At 39.0% G+C, this 13,606-nt stretch carries 14 protein-coding genes; 13 read left to right on the forward strand and 1 reads right to left on the reverse strand.

Annotated features, from left to right (window positions below; all coding sequences use genetic code 11):
• The first annotated feature begins 46 nt into the window (after positions 1-46).
• From ZA06_RS10625 to ZA06_RS10675, 12 genes are all read left to right on the forward strand, one after another.
• Positions 47-1,858, forward strand: a complete 1,812-nt coding sequence (locus tag ZA06_RS10625; protein ID WP_053977446.1) for a hypothetical protein — start codon at positions 47-49, stop codon at positions 1,856-1,858.
• 47 nt (positions 1,859-1,905) lie between these two features.
• Entirely contained in the window at positions 1,906-2,844 is a 939-nt protein-coding gene (gene nadA / locus ZA06_RS10630) for a quinolinate synthase NadA (RefSeq protein WP_053977447.1), read from the forward strand.
• Positions 2,845-2,869: 25 nt separating this feature from the next.
• Positions 2,870-4,423: an L-aspartate oxidase gene (gene nadB, locus ZA06_RS10635; protein ID WP_053977448.1), complete on the forward strand. Its 1,554-nt coding sequence runs from the start codon at positions 2,870-2,872 to the stop codon at positions 4,421-4,423.
• Between the two features lie 84 nt (positions 4,424-4,507).
• Complete coding sequence (locus ZA06_RS10640; protein ID WP_053977449.1) at positions 4,508-5,284, forward strand: 3'-5' exonuclease; 777 nt, start codon at positions 4,508-4,510, stop codon at positions 5,282-5,284.
• Positions 5,285-5,313: 29 nt separating this feature from the next.
• Positions 5,314-5,925 carry a fumarylacetoacetate hydrolase family protein gene (locus ZA06_RS10645; protein ID WP_053977450.1) on the forward strand — a complete coding sequence of 204 codons (612 nt, stop codon included), beginning with the start codon at positions 5,314-5,316 and terminating at the stop codon, positions 5,923-5,925.
• Positions 5,926-6,267, forward strand: a complete 342-nt coding sequence (locus ZA06_RS10650; RefSeq protein ID WP_053977451.1) for a hypothetical protein — start codon at positions 5,926-5,928, stop codon at positions 6,265-6,267. It begins immediately after the preceding gene.
• Positions 6,267-7,517 carry a competence/damage-inducible protein A gene (locus tag ZA06_RS10655; RefSeq protein ID WP_053977452.1) on the forward strand — a complete coding sequence of 417 codons (1,251 nt, stop codon included), beginning with the start codon at positions 6,267-6,269 and terminating at the stop codon, positions 7,515-7,517. Before ZA06_RS10650 ends, ZA06_RS10655 begins: the two co-directional genes overlap by 1 nt.
• A gap of 88 nt (positions 7,518-7,605) precedes the next feature.
• On the forward strand, positions 7,606-7,842 hold the full coding sequence (gene rpmB / locus ZA06_RS10660; RefSeq protein ID WP_053977453.1) for a 50S ribosomal protein L28: 237 nt from the start codon (positions 7,606-7,608) through the stop codon (positions 7,840-7,842).
• A gap of 26 nt (positions 7,843-7,868) precedes the next feature.
• Complete coding sequence (rpmG, locus tag ZA06_RS10665) at positions 7,869-8,051, forward strand: 50S ribosomal protein L33 (protein WP_031444791.1); 183 nt, start codon at positions 7,869-7,871, stop codon at positions 8,049-8,051.
• Between the two features lie 9 nt (positions 8,052-8,060).
• Positions 8,061-8,213 carry a DUF4295 domain-containing protein gene (locus tag ZA06_RS16790; protein WP_076663445.1) on the forward strand — a complete coding sequence of 51 codons (153 nt, stop codon included), beginning with the start codon at positions 8,061-8,063 and terminating at the stop codon, positions 8,211-8,213.
• 167 nt (positions 8,214-8,380) lie between these two features.
• Positions 8,381-9,337 (forward strand): signal recognition particle-docking protein FtsY, encoded by a 957-nt coding sequence (gene ftsY, locus ZA06_RS10670; protein WP_053977454.1) that lies wholly within the window; start codon positions 8,381-8,383, stop codon positions 9,335-9,337.
• 84 nt (positions 9,338-9,421) lie between these two features.
• The gene (locus tag ZA06_RS10675) at positions 9,422-11,068 is read left to right on the forward strand and encodes an amidase family protein (protein WP_053977455.1); all 1,647 of its coding nucleotides are present in this window, start codon (positions 9,422-9,424) and stop codon (positions 11,066-11,068) included.
• On the opposite strand, the gene ZA06_RS10680 is transcribed toward ZA06_RS10675, so the two are convergent.
• On the reverse strand, positions 11,065-12,144 hold the full coding sequence (locus tag ZA06_RS10680; RefSeq protein WP_053977456.1) for a serine hydrolase domain-containing protein: 1,080 nt from the start codon (positions 12,142-12,144) through the stop codon (positions 11,065-11,067). The two genes, ZA06_RS10675 and ZA06_RS10680, sit on opposite strands and share 4 nt — an antisense overlap.
• Positions 12,145-12,263: 119 nt before the next feature.
• On the opposite strand from ZA06_RS10680, the gene rimO reads away from it, so the two are divergent.
• Positions 12,264-13,568: a 30S ribosomal protein S12 methylthiotransferase RimO gene (gene rimO, locus ZA06_RS10685; RefSeq protein WP_053977457.1), complete on the forward strand. Its 1,305-nt coding sequence runs from the start codon at positions 12,264-12,266 to the stop codon at positions 13,566-13,568.
• The last annotated feature ends 38 nt before the right edge of the window (positions 13,569-13,606 follow it).

Here is a 13,606-nt window from a genome sequence, read left to right on the forward strand (position 1 = left end):
TTCAAATCGATACATTTGAGGTTTGCAATTTTAAAAACAACATAGAATGAATAATAAAGCGCATTCATTTCATATTCCGGTTATGGGGATTGGCTTTACAATCGATTCACCTTTAAAGGTAGCGCAATATGGCATTGATTCCGTGATTTCTTTGGTAGACGATATGCTTATTGAGAAATTACGAAAAATGTACAGCGAAACTTTTGAGTTGCCTTATCAGGAAATTACCAATAAGGTAGACGATTTTCGGGCAAAGCGCATTACCTCATACCTTAATTTGATAAATGAAGTAGTCGATCAAAAAATAGAAGCTGTGAAGCAAGCAGCTCTTGACACGGGGGATAGTTTTAAGGCCTATCTCGATATGCTGCCTTCCAATGCTCACCTTAGAGAAGAGTTTAAAAAGCTTACAGAAAAAGGCGAAGGACTATCGGAGCTAAAGTCTTGGTTAAACCAACATTTGGTAAAGGGAAGTATTGATGTGAACATCATGACTAAGGTTGATAAGGACAATTACAACAAAGATGAAAAACTCCCTGTGGCCTATAATGATGCACATGCCGCCTTGCGTGGTTTTGCCAATAGTAACTTAAATGGTTCTGTAGTGCTTTCGGCAGGGATGAATCCTCGCTTGTATGCCTATATGAGTGAGTTTGATGATTTTTATCCAACTTCAGAAGGGACTTTTAAAAAGCGAATCATTTTAAAGGTAAGCGATTACCGTTCGGCATTGATTCAAGGGAAATTCTTGGCCAAAAAAGGACTTTGGGTATCTGAATATAGAATTGAATCTGGATTGAACTGTGGAGGTCACGCCTTTGCCACCGATGGGTATTTGTTGGGACCAGTATTGGCAGAGTTCAAGGAGAAACGCGAGGAACTGAGAGTGTCTATTGAAGAAGTTTTGAACAAGGAATTGGAGGCTCAAAATAGAGCGATTTCAAAGGAACCTTTGCAAATAAAAATCACGGCTCAAGGTGGAGTGGGAACTCACGAGGAACACGAATTGTTGTTGGATGCCTATCAGTTGGATTCTGTAGGATGGGGAAGTCCATTTTTATTGGTTCCGGAAGCAACAACCGTAGATGAAAAGACTTTGGAGAAATTGGCTTCCGCCCAAGAAAAGGATTTGTATTTAAGCGATATTTCTCCATTGGGAGTGCCTTTCAATAATCTTAAGGAAAACACCAAAGATTTAGAGCGTGATGCTTTGATTGATAAAGGAAGACCAGGTAGTTCCTGTCCTAAAAAATATGTGGCCTTGAACAAGGAATTTAAGGAAACAGGGGTGTGTACTGCGTCTCGGGAATATCAGCATTTCAAAATTAAAGCCTTGGATGCTCAAAATCTTTCAAAAGAAGCTTATCAATTGGAATTGAACAAGATTACCGAAAAATCATGCACTTGTGTAGGTTTGGGGACTTCGGCCTTGTTGAAATATAATTTGGATACCAAGAAGGAAGGTGAAGGCGTGTCTATTTGCCCAGGGCCAAATATGGCTTATTATTCCAAAGTGATGAGTTTGAAAACAATGGTGGATCACATCTACGGACGTGACAATGTAATTTCTAGAACCGATCGTCCAAACATGTTCATTAAGGAATTGTATATCTATATCGATTACCTGAAAAATAAATTGGAAACGGCTAAAGTTGAAATGACCAAAAAGGAACAGAAATATTTGGCAACGTTTGCAGAGAATTTAAAGTCAGGAATTGCGTATTACAACAATTTCTTTTTGGAACTGAAACATAATTTTGAAGACAGTAAAAACGAAATTTTTAATATGCTCAACCAAGGAGAACTGCTTTTGAACAATTTGCAGTTGGAAATTGCCAATGTTGAGGTTAAAAATTAGGGAGATGATCTGTTGATTTAGAATTTGTGAATGAAAATGGTGAAGTTATGAGTGAGACAATAGATTTAGTAAAAGAGATAAATCGCCTAAAGAAGGAAAAGAATGCTGTAATCTTGGCACATTATTATCAGGTGCCGGAAATACAAGATATAGCCGATTATGTAGGAGACAGTTTGGGATTGTCCCAAAAAGCCGCCGAGACAGATGCCGATATTATTGTGTTTGCTGGGGTGCATTTTATGGCAGAAACAGCCAAAATATTAAACCCAAACAAAACAGTGGTTTTGCCAGATTTAAATGCGGGGTGTTCCTTAGCCGATTCTTGCCCGCCTGAAAGTTTTGACGCCTTTATTAAGCAGCATCCTAACCATGTGGTGATTACTTATGTCAACTGTTCAGCGGAAATCAAAGCTTTGAGTGACATTGTGTGTACGTCTTCAAATGCTTTGAAAATAGTGGAGTCTATCCCCAAGGAAACGCCCATTATTTTTGCACCCGATAAGAATCTTGGTCGCTATATCATGAAGGAAACAGGAAGGGATTTGTTGCTTTGGGATGGTAGTTGTGTGGTACACGAAGCTTTTTCGATGGATAAATTGATCGAGCTGCATAAAAAGCATCCGGACTATAAAATTATTGCACACCCAGAGTCGGAGTCTCATATTTTGGATACGGCCACCTACATCGGGTCCACTGCTGGGATAATTAATTTCGTGAAGGAGCATCCAAACGAAAAATTTATTGTGGCTACCGAAGTTGGAATTCTTCATAAAATGCAAGAGGAAATTCCAACAGCCAAGTTGATTCCAGCACCAGCCTTGGAAGATAATACCTGTGCTTGCAGCGAATGCCATTTTATGAAAATGAATACCATGCAAAAACTGTATGATTGTTTGTTGAACGAGTCGCCACAAATTGAAGTGCCCGGAAATATTGTTGAACGTGCCTTGCTACCAATAGAGCGCATGTTGGAACTGTCTAAATAAATGTTGTTTAATCTCGAGTGAAATTATGATGACCGCAGATTATTTGGTGATTGGTTCTGGAGTTGCAGGATTGACCTTTTCCGTGAAGATTGCTGAGAAGTTTCCTGATAGGAATGTTATTATTGTAACCAAAGCCAATGAAGAAGAATCTAACACCAAGTATGCCCAAGGAGGTGTTGCCATTGTGTTGGATAAGCAAAAGGATTCATTTAAAAAGCACATAAAGGATACTTTAATTGCCGGGGACGGACTCTGTGAGGAAGATGTAGTTAAGATGGTTGTCGAGGAAGGTCCGAAGCGCATGGAAGAATTGTTGCTTTGGGGCGCCAATTTTGATTTGGATGCCAAAGGAAAATTCGATTTGGGAAAGGAAGGAGGGCATTCCGAATATCGAGTGGTACACCATAAGGATATAACAGGCTATGAAATTGAGCGCGCCTTGTTAAAGCGGGCGCATCAATTGGCCAATATTTCTATTCTGCCTCATCATTTTGCAATAGATTTAATTACCAATCATCATATAGAGGGAGCAGATCTAGAAGAGCTGAAATGCTACGGTGCATATGTGTTCAATCAAAAAACAGGGGAGATTTCAACCATAAAAGCGAATAGTACCTTACTAGCTTCGGGAGGTATTGGGTATGTGTATGGCCATACCACCAACCCTATTATTGCTACAGGTGATGGCATTGCCATGGCCTATCGTGCTAAGGCGCGCATTAAGGATATGGAGTTTGTGCAGTTTCACCCAACGGCATTGTATGGTGCCAAAGGGGAGTCTTCTTTTTTGATATCGGAAGCTGTTAGGGGCTTTGGTGCTTACCTAAGAAATAAGGATGGTGAACGTTTTATGTTGAAGTATGATGAGCGTGCCGAATTGGCCTCAAGGGACATTGTATCGCAAAGCATCGATAGCGAATTGAAAAAATCGGGGGAGTCCCATGTGTTCTTGGATTGCACCCATTTGGATTTCGAAGGTTTTGTCAAGCATTTTCCAAATATCTATCAAAAGTGTTTGGATAGTCATATCGACATCAAAACCGATTGGATTCCTGTGGTGCCGGCATCGCATTACTTGTGTGGAGGCATTCAAGTGGATAAATTAGGAAAAACTACAATTGACAATTTGTTTGCCTGTGGGGAATGTTCCAGAACAGGTCTGCATGGTGCTAATCGATTGGCTTCAAATTCTTTGTTGGAAGCCTTGGTGTATGCACATAACATTTTCAAATATCACGAAACACATGAAAGTGTTCCTGCTAATGTTGACATTCCAGATTGGGATGACAAAGGCACAAGCATCACCAAAGAGCATGTTTTAATTCAGCATAACTTAAAAGAGTTACAGGCATTGATGCACAATTATGTGGGGATTGTAAGAAGTAATGAGCGCTTGGAAAGAGCTAAAAAACGCTTGGATCTCATCCATAGGGAAGTGGAGGATTTTTATAAAGCATCAAAAATTACGACCTCGCTTTGTGAACTTCGGAATATGATTAATGTGGCACATTTAATCGTGAGCCAGTCTTTGGAACGGACAGAAAACAAAGGCGGTTATTTTAATATTGATAATGTGTAGGTTTCAATCAGACCTTATAAAAAAGCCTTAATTTAGTTTAAGGCTTTTTTTATTCTCGTTATCTTAGCCCAAAATTTGATAAAAATGAATCTTAATCTTACAAAACCAATTTGCTTTTTTGATCTGGAAACCACTGGAGTAAATATTTCAAAAGATAGAATTGTTGAAATTTCCATTTTAAAGGTATACCCAGACGGAAAGGAAGAAAGCAATACTTGGTTGGTAAATCCAGAAATGCCTATTCCGCCAGAAGTAACCGCAATCCATGGGGTGTCTGATGAAGATGTCGCAGACAAGCCTACATTTAAGGAATTGGCAAAAGAGATTCATAACATTATCAAGGATTCCGATTTGGGAGGTTTCAACTCCAATAGATTTGATATTCCATTATTGGCAGAGGAAATGCTTCGTGCCGAAATGGATTTTGATATGAAAAGCCGTGTCGCTATTGATGTGCAAACCATTTATCACAAAATGGAACAGCGTACCTTGTCGGCAGCCTACCAATTTTACTGCAACAAAAATTTGGACGGGGCACATAGCGCAGAGGCTGATACCAATGCTACTTACGAAGTATTGAAAGCTCAGGTGGCGAAGTATGACGAGTTGGAAAATGATGCTAAGTTTTTGGCGGAATTCAGCTCCAGAAAGAAATTTGCCGACTTTGCAGGCTTTATAGCTTTCAATAAAGAGGAAGAGGAATGCTTTACCTTTGGAAAGCACAAAGGAAAGCGTGTTCAAGATGTATTGAATGATGAACCGGGATATTTTGGTTGGTTGTTGAATGCCGATTTTCCTTTGTACACCAAAAAAGTGCTCACCGCCATTAAATTGAGAGCGTTTAATAATAAATTGGACTAATTAGTTGTATTGCTAATTGTTTTAGGACTATGAAACTTATCTGCATAGGTAGAAATTACACAGAGCACATCGAGGAGCTTGAAAATGAAAGGCCAGAAGAACCGGTTGTATTTCTGAAGCCCGATACTGCCATATTATTAAAGAAACAACCGTTTTTTATCCCAGATTTTTCAAACGATGTACACCACGAAGTGGAAGTTTTGGTACGAATCAATAAGGTTGGGAAGTATATCGATAAGAAATTTGCCCATAAATATTATGATCAAATTGGTTTAGGAATCGATTTTACGGCAAGAGATCTTCAAGCAAAGTTAAAGGCTAAAGGACTTCCTTGGGAAAAAGCAAAATCTTTTGATGGAGCAGCAGTAATAGGCAATTGGTTGCCGAAAACTAATTTTGAAGATGTGAACAACATTAACTTTACTTTGGAGAAAAATGATGAGCTTGTGCAACAGGGGAATACCAATTTGATGCTTTGGAAAATTGATGAAATCATCGAATATGTCTCAAAATATTTCACTTTAAAGATAGGAGATATTATCTTTACAGGAACGCCTGCCGGAGTAGGCAAGGTAAATGCAAATGACAAATTGGTTGGGGCTATAGAAGGGACCCCTTTGTTTTCAATAACTGTAAAATAAATGGAACAGCATTATAAATTATATAGAGTAAGAGAGTTGGCCGATAACGACGAGGATTTTATCGTGGCTTTGGTGGCAGCTTTCTTGGAAGAAGTACCCGAGGATGCGGCAAGATTAAAAGAAGCCGTAGCAGAGAAGGATTATTTTAATACCTATCAAGCGGCCCATAAAATGAAACCAACCATAGATCTGTTCGAACTTGGTGTTTTGGAAGATTTGATCGTGGTTCAGGATTGGGGGAAATTTGAGAAGAAAGAAGAAGACGTTTCGGATAAATTGGACCTTGTGCTAACAGCCATCGAAAATGCATCCGAAGAATTAAAAAAGGATTATAACCTATAATGCAAGCCGAAATCATTACAATTGGCGATGAGATTCTCATAGGTCAAATTGTAGATACAAATTCAGCATTTATCAGTAAGGCCCTAAATAAAATTGGGGTCTCTGTGTATCAGATCACTTCTGTTCAGGATGATAAGGAGCATATTTTGAAGGCCTTTAAGGAGGCTGAAGACAATGCCGATATCATTATAGTTACTGGAGGTTTGGGACCTACCAAAGACGATATCACCAAGAAAACCATCGCAGAATATTTTAACGATACGCTAGTGCAGAACCAAGAGGTGTTGGCGCATATCAAATACCTTTGGGAGCATTATATCAAGAAACCTTTGGTGCAGGTTAATATCGATCAGGCTTTGGTGCCCTCAAAAGCACAGGTTTTGATGAACGTTAACGGAACTGCTCCAGGCATGTGGATGGAAAGGGATGGAAAAGTATTCGTTTCATTACCTGGGGTGCCGTTTGAAATGGAAGCTTTGATTGAAAATGAGGTCATTCCTAAACTCCAAAAGGCATTTAAATTCCCATATATCAAACATAAAACCATTCTAACCTATGGCATGGGCGAAAGCAATTTGGCTGCCCGTATAGAAGACTGGGAAGACAATCTGCCAAAGTTTATCAAGTTGGCCTATTTGCCCAATTTAGGGAAAGTGAGGTTGCGCTTGACCGGAAAAGGAATGGATAGGGAAGTTGTGGAAGCTGAAATAGATAGACAAGTAAATGCCCTCTTGCCTCAGATAGAAGATATTTTTGTGGGATTTGAAGAGGATGAATCCCTAGAAGCTATTATAGGAAGGCAATTGACCCTTATGGGGAAAACGCTAGCCACTGCTGAAAGCTGTACAGGAGGGAAAATTGCAGAGAGCTTTACCTTACATCCTGGGGCTTCCAAATATTTTAAGGGAAGTGTGGTTAGTTATACTAAGGAAGCTAAGATGAATGTACTGCACATTTCAGAAGCCCTAATTGATCAATATTCCGTGGTAAGTGCCCAAGTGGCTGAAGCTATGGCGACCGCAGCCTTGAAAATGTTCAATTGTGATTATGCCATAGCGACCACAGGTAATGCAGGGCCTACCACAGATGATACAGATGAGGAAGTAGGCGTGGTATTTATTGCAATCGCCTCTAAAAGTGGTGTGTATAGTGAAGAATTTAACTTTGGGAACCACCGCGTAAAGGTGATAAATAAGGCGGCCAACAAGGCGTTTGAGATGCTTCAAAAAGAAATTTTAAAAAAGATTTGAAAAAGAAGTGAATTAAGTTTGTTGATATATAATCTTTTTTCTAAATTTGCAGCCTGTTTTGAAATAACATAATTTAAAGTTAGAAAGAATGTCAAGAGTTTGTGAACTTACTGGAAAAAAGGCGATGGTTGGAAACAACGTATCTCACGCTATGAATAAGACTAAGCGTAAATTTGATGCAAATTTGATCAAAAAACGCTTTTATATTCCTGAAGAAGATAAATGGGTAACTCTAAAAGTTTCTACCTCTGCGTTGAAGACTATCAATAAAATTGGTATCTCTGCTGCAATCAAAGAAGCAAAATCTAAAGGATTTTTAAAATAATAGCATAACAGTTAAAGGCACGTACAATGGCAAAGAAAGGTAATAGAATTCAGGTTATATTGGAGTGTACAGAGCACAAGGAGTCTGGGATGCCAGGAACTTCACGTTACATCACTACCAAGAATAAGAAAAACACGCCGGATAGAATGGAGATTAAGAAATTTAATCCAATCTTGAAGCGTATGACAGTTCATAAAGAAATTAAATAATTAGGAATCATGGCAAAGAAATCAGTAGCAACTTTACAAACAGGATCTAAAAGATTAACAAAAGCCATTAAGATGGTGAAGTCTCCTAAGAGTGGTGCTTACATGTTCGTAGAATCTGTTATGGCTCCAGAATTAGTGAACGACTTTTTAAACAAAAAATAAATTATATTTGTTCATAATTTAATTGTAACTGCTTTCATTTGAAAGCAGTTTTTTTATATCTATATTTGATAGGTTTTTCTGCCAAAATTGCAGATTGCAGTTTAAGGCAGGGAATTTGTAAAGTGCTTTTTGGCTTTTTGAAAGGCCAAAACTAACACCAATTAAACATGAGTTTTTTTAAGAAAATATTTTCTTCGGAAAAAAAGGAAACCCTAGACAAAGGGTTGGAAAAATCCAAAACATCATTCTTCACAAAGCTGAACAAGGCTGTAGCTGGAAAGTCAAAAGTCGATGATGAGGTATTGGACAACCTAGAGGAAATTTTGGTGACCAGTGATGTCGGGGTGGATACTACCTTAAAAATTATTGAGCGCATCGAAGAGCGTGTGGCACGTGACAAATATTTGGGAACTTCCGAACTCAATAAGATTCTTCGTGAAGAAATTGCGGGGTTGTTATCGGAAATTGATGCCGGTAACGCGACTGAATTCACGGTGCCCTCCAATAAAAAGCCTTATGTTATGATGGTGGTGGGTGTCAATGGTGTTGGAAAAACGACGACCATTGGGAAGTTGGCACACCAGTTCAAGCAACAAGGATTAAAAGTGGTACTTGGGGCGGCAGATACCTTTAGGGCGGCGGCAATAGACCAATTGCAGGTTTGGGCAGATCGTGTAGACGTGCCTATCATCAAACAATCTATGGGAAGTGATCCTGCTTCTGTGGCTTTTGATACGTTGCAAAGTGCGGTGACTTCAGATGCTGATGTGGTGATTATCGATACTGCAGGACGTTTGCATAATAAGGTGAATTTGATGAATGAGCTCACCAAAGTGAAACGCGTGATGCAGAAAGTGGTAGAAGATGCGCCGCATGATGTGTTATTGGTGTTGGATGGTTCTACAGGTCAAAATGCTTTTGAACAAGCTAAACAGTTTACAGCAGCCACTGAAGTAACGTCATTGGCGGTTACCAAATTGGATGGAACTGCTAAAGGTGGCGTTGTGATTGGTATTTCAGATCAATTTAAAATTCCGGTGAAATATATTGGGGTTGGTGAAGGTATTGAAGATCTTCAGGTATTCAATAAATTTGAATTTGTAGATTCTTTCTTCAAAAACTAATTCCACAACCATATAAATGATACAAGAAGCTTACCTTAATCGGTGAGCTTTATTTTTTTAGTATTTTTAGTAAAAATACTAACCATGAGATTCTTAGCTTTCACTCTATTGTTGCTTCTGTTTTCTTCCTGTAAACAGCATAATTCCCAAAGTCCTATACAATCAAAATCTGATTCCACAGATATCAGTGATATCTCTACCAAAGAATTCACGGAGTTCAAGGTTTTAGACTCAAAATATATGGATATCGAACAGTTATGGGAACCTTTCAATGCTGAATTGGCTTCCTTTTCAGAAACAGATTATAATAATTTGAAGCCACTTGTTTTGGAGCAGGATATTCCAAGCTTACAGAAATATGTGCAAGAGGGAAAATTGTCCTATGAATTACTGACCAAATTTTACCTTTATCGCATTAGAAAATATGACAGAGCTAATCCGAACTCTTTAAATTCTGTCATTGCCTTAAACCCAAAAGTGATAGAAGAAGCACGAAAGTGTGATGAACTTATAAAAACACATGGCTTGAAGCATCCCATTTTTGGAATGCCAATATTATTGAAGGATAACATTGATGCCTCCGGTATGCCTACCACAGCGGGGGCTGTTGCTTTAAAAGACAATTTCACAGAAGATGCTTTTATTGTAAGGCAACTAAAGGCTAATGGAGCATTGATGTTGGGAAAGACCAATTTAAGCGAATGGGCCTATTTCTTTTGCGGCGATTGTCCGAGTGGGTATAGTGCCATTGGAGGTCAAACCTTAAACCCTTATGGAAGAAAAGTTTTGGATACCGGTGGTTCCAGTTCAGGTAGTGGGGTAGCAGTGGCTGCCAATTTTTGTGTGGCAGCGGTTGGTAGTGAAACCTCTGGATCTATTTTGTCGCCTTCAAGTCAAAATTCTAATGTAGGGTTGAAGCCAACTATTGGCCTTTTGAGTAGAAGTGGAATTGTACCTATTTCGTCAACTTTAGATACGCCGGGCCCTATGACCAGGAATGTTATAGATAATGCTATTTTACTTCATGCCATGTTAGGAAAAGATATGGACGACTTCAAAGCAACCGATGGTATTTCAAAAAATACTTTTGATTTAGATAATTTTAAAGCTGGGGATTTACTGGGGAAAAAGTTTGGATGTTTCGCAAGTCTAAAAGAAGACCCTTTATACTCCAAAGCCTTACAGGATTTGGAGAATCTTGGAGCTGAAATTATAGAAATTGAAGCACAGGAAATACAACTCCCAGATTTTATAAGGTTGCTTAACCTTGATATGAAAAAGGATTTACCAACTTATTTGAAACATTACGCAGATAATAATGTTAAGGTAACCTCGGTTGAAGATGTTATTGTGTTTAACAGGGAAGATTCCATCAATAGAATGCCCTATGCACAAAAGCTGTTTGAAGGCATAGTGGCCGATAAAGGAACTGAGAAGGACTTGGAAAACATCAAATCAACACTTAAAACAAATGGAAAATTGTTTTTGGACACTCCAATGCAAAAGTATCAACTAGATGCCATATTGTCTATTAATAATTTCCATGCAGGATTTGCCGCGGTTGCCGAATACCCTGCGATTACGGTTCCCATGGGCTATACTGCTGATAGTGGAGAACCCAAAGGCCTTACCTTTATCTCGAAACCTTTTAGGGAAATACAACTATTACAATGGGCTATGGCCTATGAGCAGGCCACAAAACTGAGAGAAATGCCTAAAGGTTATAATTAATTGATGAAAGCATTGATGTAACTCCAAAGCTCGTTGTCGAAATTGGAGAGGGCAAAGTTTTCTCCGTCGGCGGCTTCTCCCATCCTAATCACGACCAATTTTTCATTGGGCGAGATGTAAATTTTCTGATCGTTTTTCCCCAATGCCGCAAACATGTCAGATGGCGCATTTGGGATTAATGACCCGTTAAATTCATATTGGGTTTGTGGTAAATGAAAAGAGGATTTACCATTTAGCCACCATAAATAGCCGTAAGCTTCATTAATGTTTTGAGAGGTGTTGGTCGCTTCATTTAGAAATTCTTCAGAGACGATGGTAGTATCTTCCCACTTACCGTTAGCGTAAATAAGCAGGCCAAAGCGAGCCATGCTTCGGGTGTTGCTGAAATACACACTAAGGTCTCCAAGATTGGTCCAAGTGCCATTTGCAGACATGCCTATTTTTGAAGCCAATTTCGTTTCAAAGTAGCTGTCCCAAGTTAAGTCGCTAGCTTCTGCAATAACATCCTGCATTTTAACATATACATTATGGTAGGCCCATCGAGTGCCGGCATCGGCTAGATATTGCAAATTTTCAGGGGAGACATCATCGCCTAAGCTGTCGTCCAATCCAGAATCCATTGACAATAGGTTTTTACAGGTGATTAAATTCTCCTTTTCCAATGGGGCAGATGTCCAGCCTTCTCCCAAATAATCAGAAACTTTGGATTGAATGTTGAAAAGACCTTCATCTTGCGCAATCCCGGCAACTGTTGATGTTAATGTTTTTCCGGCACTTGCCCAATACCATAAGGAAGAGGAAGAATGCCCATTAAAATAGTCTTCCACGACAATTTTACCGTCATAAAGAATCATAAAACTTTTGGAGTTCTTGGTTTGCAAATAGTCCAATAAAGGCTGGAGTTCACTCTCATTCCAATCTAATTCCGAAGGAGAAATAGTTTCCCAATTGTTGGAATTCATAGGAGGGAAATAGATTTCGGAAGTTATGGGGGAGTTATCAGTTTGGTCATCTTTTGAGCATCCGGATAGTGCGAAAATTAATAAAACGAGTGCAGTAAAATAAGTAGGTTTCATGGCCTTGGGATGTTTTTAGTGTTCTAAAGATACGAAAGCTTTCCATAGTCATTCTAATTTGTTAATGTCATACGGTAAATCGTTAAGCATTACGTATCTTTGCAGCCTGAATTTTTGATATGAGAACAAAATCACTTAAAAAGAACAAAATCAATGTGGTAACCCTAGGCTGTAGTAAGAATGTTTACGACAGTGAGGTGTTGATGGGGCAGTTAAAAGCTAGTGGCAAGGACGTTGTTCATGAAGAGGAAGGAAATATTGTGGTGATCAATACCTGTGGTTTTATCAATAATGCCAAGGAGGAGAGTGTGAACACTATTTTGGAATTCATGCAAAAAAAGGAGGCAGGTGATGTAGATAAGGTATTTGTGACAGGGTGTTTGAGTGAGCGTTATAAACCGGATTTAGAAAAGGAAATTCCTAACGTAGATCAATATTTTGGAACTACAGAGCTACCTGGGCTGTTAAAGGCATTGGGAGCAGATTATAGACATGAGTTGATAGGGGAGCGTTTAACAACAACTCCTAAAAACTATGCCTATTTGAAGATTGCTGAAGGTTGCGACCGTCCATGTAGTTTTTGTGCTATCCCTTTGATGCGTGGAAAACACAAAAGTACACCTATAGAGGAGTTGGTAATTGAAGCTGAAAAATTGGCGGCCAATGGTGTGAAGGAGTTGATTTTGATTGCTCAGGATTTGACCTATTACGGTTTGGATTTGTACAAGAAGCGTAACCTTGCCGAATTATTGGAGGCCTTGGTGAAAATAGAAGGTATAGAGTGGATTCGTTTGCATTATGCCTTCCCAACAGGATTCCCAATGGATGTGTTGGACGTGATGAACCGAGAGCCGAAAGTGTGTAATTATTTGGATATTCCGTTGCAGCACATTTCTGATTCCATTTTGAAAAGTATGCGTAGAGGAACTACCAAAGCCAAAACGACCAAACTAATTGAAGAGTTTAGAAAGGCAGTTCCAAATATGACCATTAGAACGACCTTAATTGTAGGATATCCAGGTGAAACCGAAGAGGATTTCCAAACACTAAAAGAATGGGTTCAAGAAATGCGTTTTGAGCGTTTGGGATGTTTTACCTATTCGCATGAGGAAAATACCCATGCCTATAATTTGGAAGATGATGTGCCTGAAGATGTAAAACAGGAACGAGCAAATGAAATTATGGAAATCCAATCGCAAATTTCTTGGGAGTTGAACCAAGAAAAAATCGATCAAGAGTTTAAAGTGGTCATCGACCGTAAGGAGGGTAACTATTTTGTAGGGAGAACCGAGTTCGATTCCCCAGATGTGGATAATGAAGTTTTGATTGATGCCACATCAACTTACTTGAAAACTGGAGAATATGTGACTGTAAAAGTAATAGAAGCAGAAGATTTCGATTTATATGCGGAAGTGGTAAAATAAGCCCAGAAGCAACAAGATAAAAAAAGCAGCACATTGTG

The sequence above is a fragment of the Mangrovimonas xylaniphaga genome (genome assembly GCF_001280435.1).
In the GTDB taxonomy this organism is placed as follows: Bacteria; Bacteroidota; Bacteroidia; order Flavobacteriales; family Flavobacteriaceae; genus Mangrovimonas_A; species Mangrovimonas_A xylaniphaga.

What these genes read in the sequence shown, in the direction of transcription:
- ZA06_RS10625 (WP_053977446.1), top strand. Translation starts at nt 47, where the DNA reads ATGAATAATAAAGCGCATTCATTTCATATTCCGGTTATGGGGATTGGC.
- nadA (WP_053977447.1), top strand. Translation starts at nt 1,906, where the DNA reads ATGAGTGAGACAATAGATTTAGTAAAAGAGATAAATCGCCTAAAGAAG.
- nadB (WP_053977448.1), top strand. Translation starts at nt 2,870, where the DNA reads ATGATGACCGCAGATTATTTGGTGATTGGTTCTGGAGTTGCAGGATTG.
- ZA06_RS10640 (WP_053977449.1), top strand. Translation starts at nt 4,508, where the DNA reads ATGAATCTTAATCTTACAAAACCAATTTGCTTTTTTGATCTGGAAACC.
- ZA06_RS10645 (WP_053977450.1), top strand. Translation starts at nt 5,314, where the DNA reads ATGAAACTTATCTGCATAGGTAGAAATTACACAGAGCACATCGAGGAG.
- ZA06_RS10650 (WP_053977451.1), top strand. Translation starts at nt 5,926, where the DNA reads ATGGAACAGCATTATAAATTATATAGAGTAAGAGAGTTGGCCGATAAC.
- ZA06_RS10655 (WP_053977452.1), top strand. Translation starts at nt 6,267, where the DNA reads ATGCAAGCCGAAATCATTACAATTGGCGATGAGATTCTCATAGGTCAA.
- rpmB (WP_053977453.1), top strand. Translation starts at nt 7,606, where the DNA reads ATGTCAAGAGTTTGTGAACTTACTGGAAAAAAGGCGATGGTTGGAAAC.
- rpmG (WP_031444791.1), top strand. Translation starts at nt 7,869, where the DNA reads ATGGCAAAGAAAGGTAATAGAATTCAGGTTATATTGGAGTGTACAGAG.
- ZA06_RS16790 (WP_076663445.1), top strand. Translation starts at nt 8,061, where the DNA reads ATGGCAAAGAAATCAGTAGCAACTTTACAAACAGGATCTAAAAGATTA.
- ftsY (WP_053977454.1), top strand. Translation starts at nt 8,381, where the DNA reads ATGAGTTTTTTTAAGAAAATATTTTCTTCGGAAAAAAAGGAAACCCTA.
- ZA06_RS10675 (WP_053977455.1), top strand. Translation starts at nt 9,422, where the DNA reads ATGAGATTCTTAGCTTTCACTCTATTGTTGCTTCTGTTTTCTTCCTGT.
- ZA06_RS10680 (WP_053977456.1), bottom strand. Translation starts at nt 12,144, where the DNA reads ATGAAACCTACTTATTTTACTGCACTCGTTTTATTAATTTTCGCACTA.
- rimO (WP_053977457.1), top strand. Translation starts at nt 12,264, where the DNA reads ATGAGAACAAAATCACTTAAAAAGAACAAAATCAATGTGGTAACCCTA.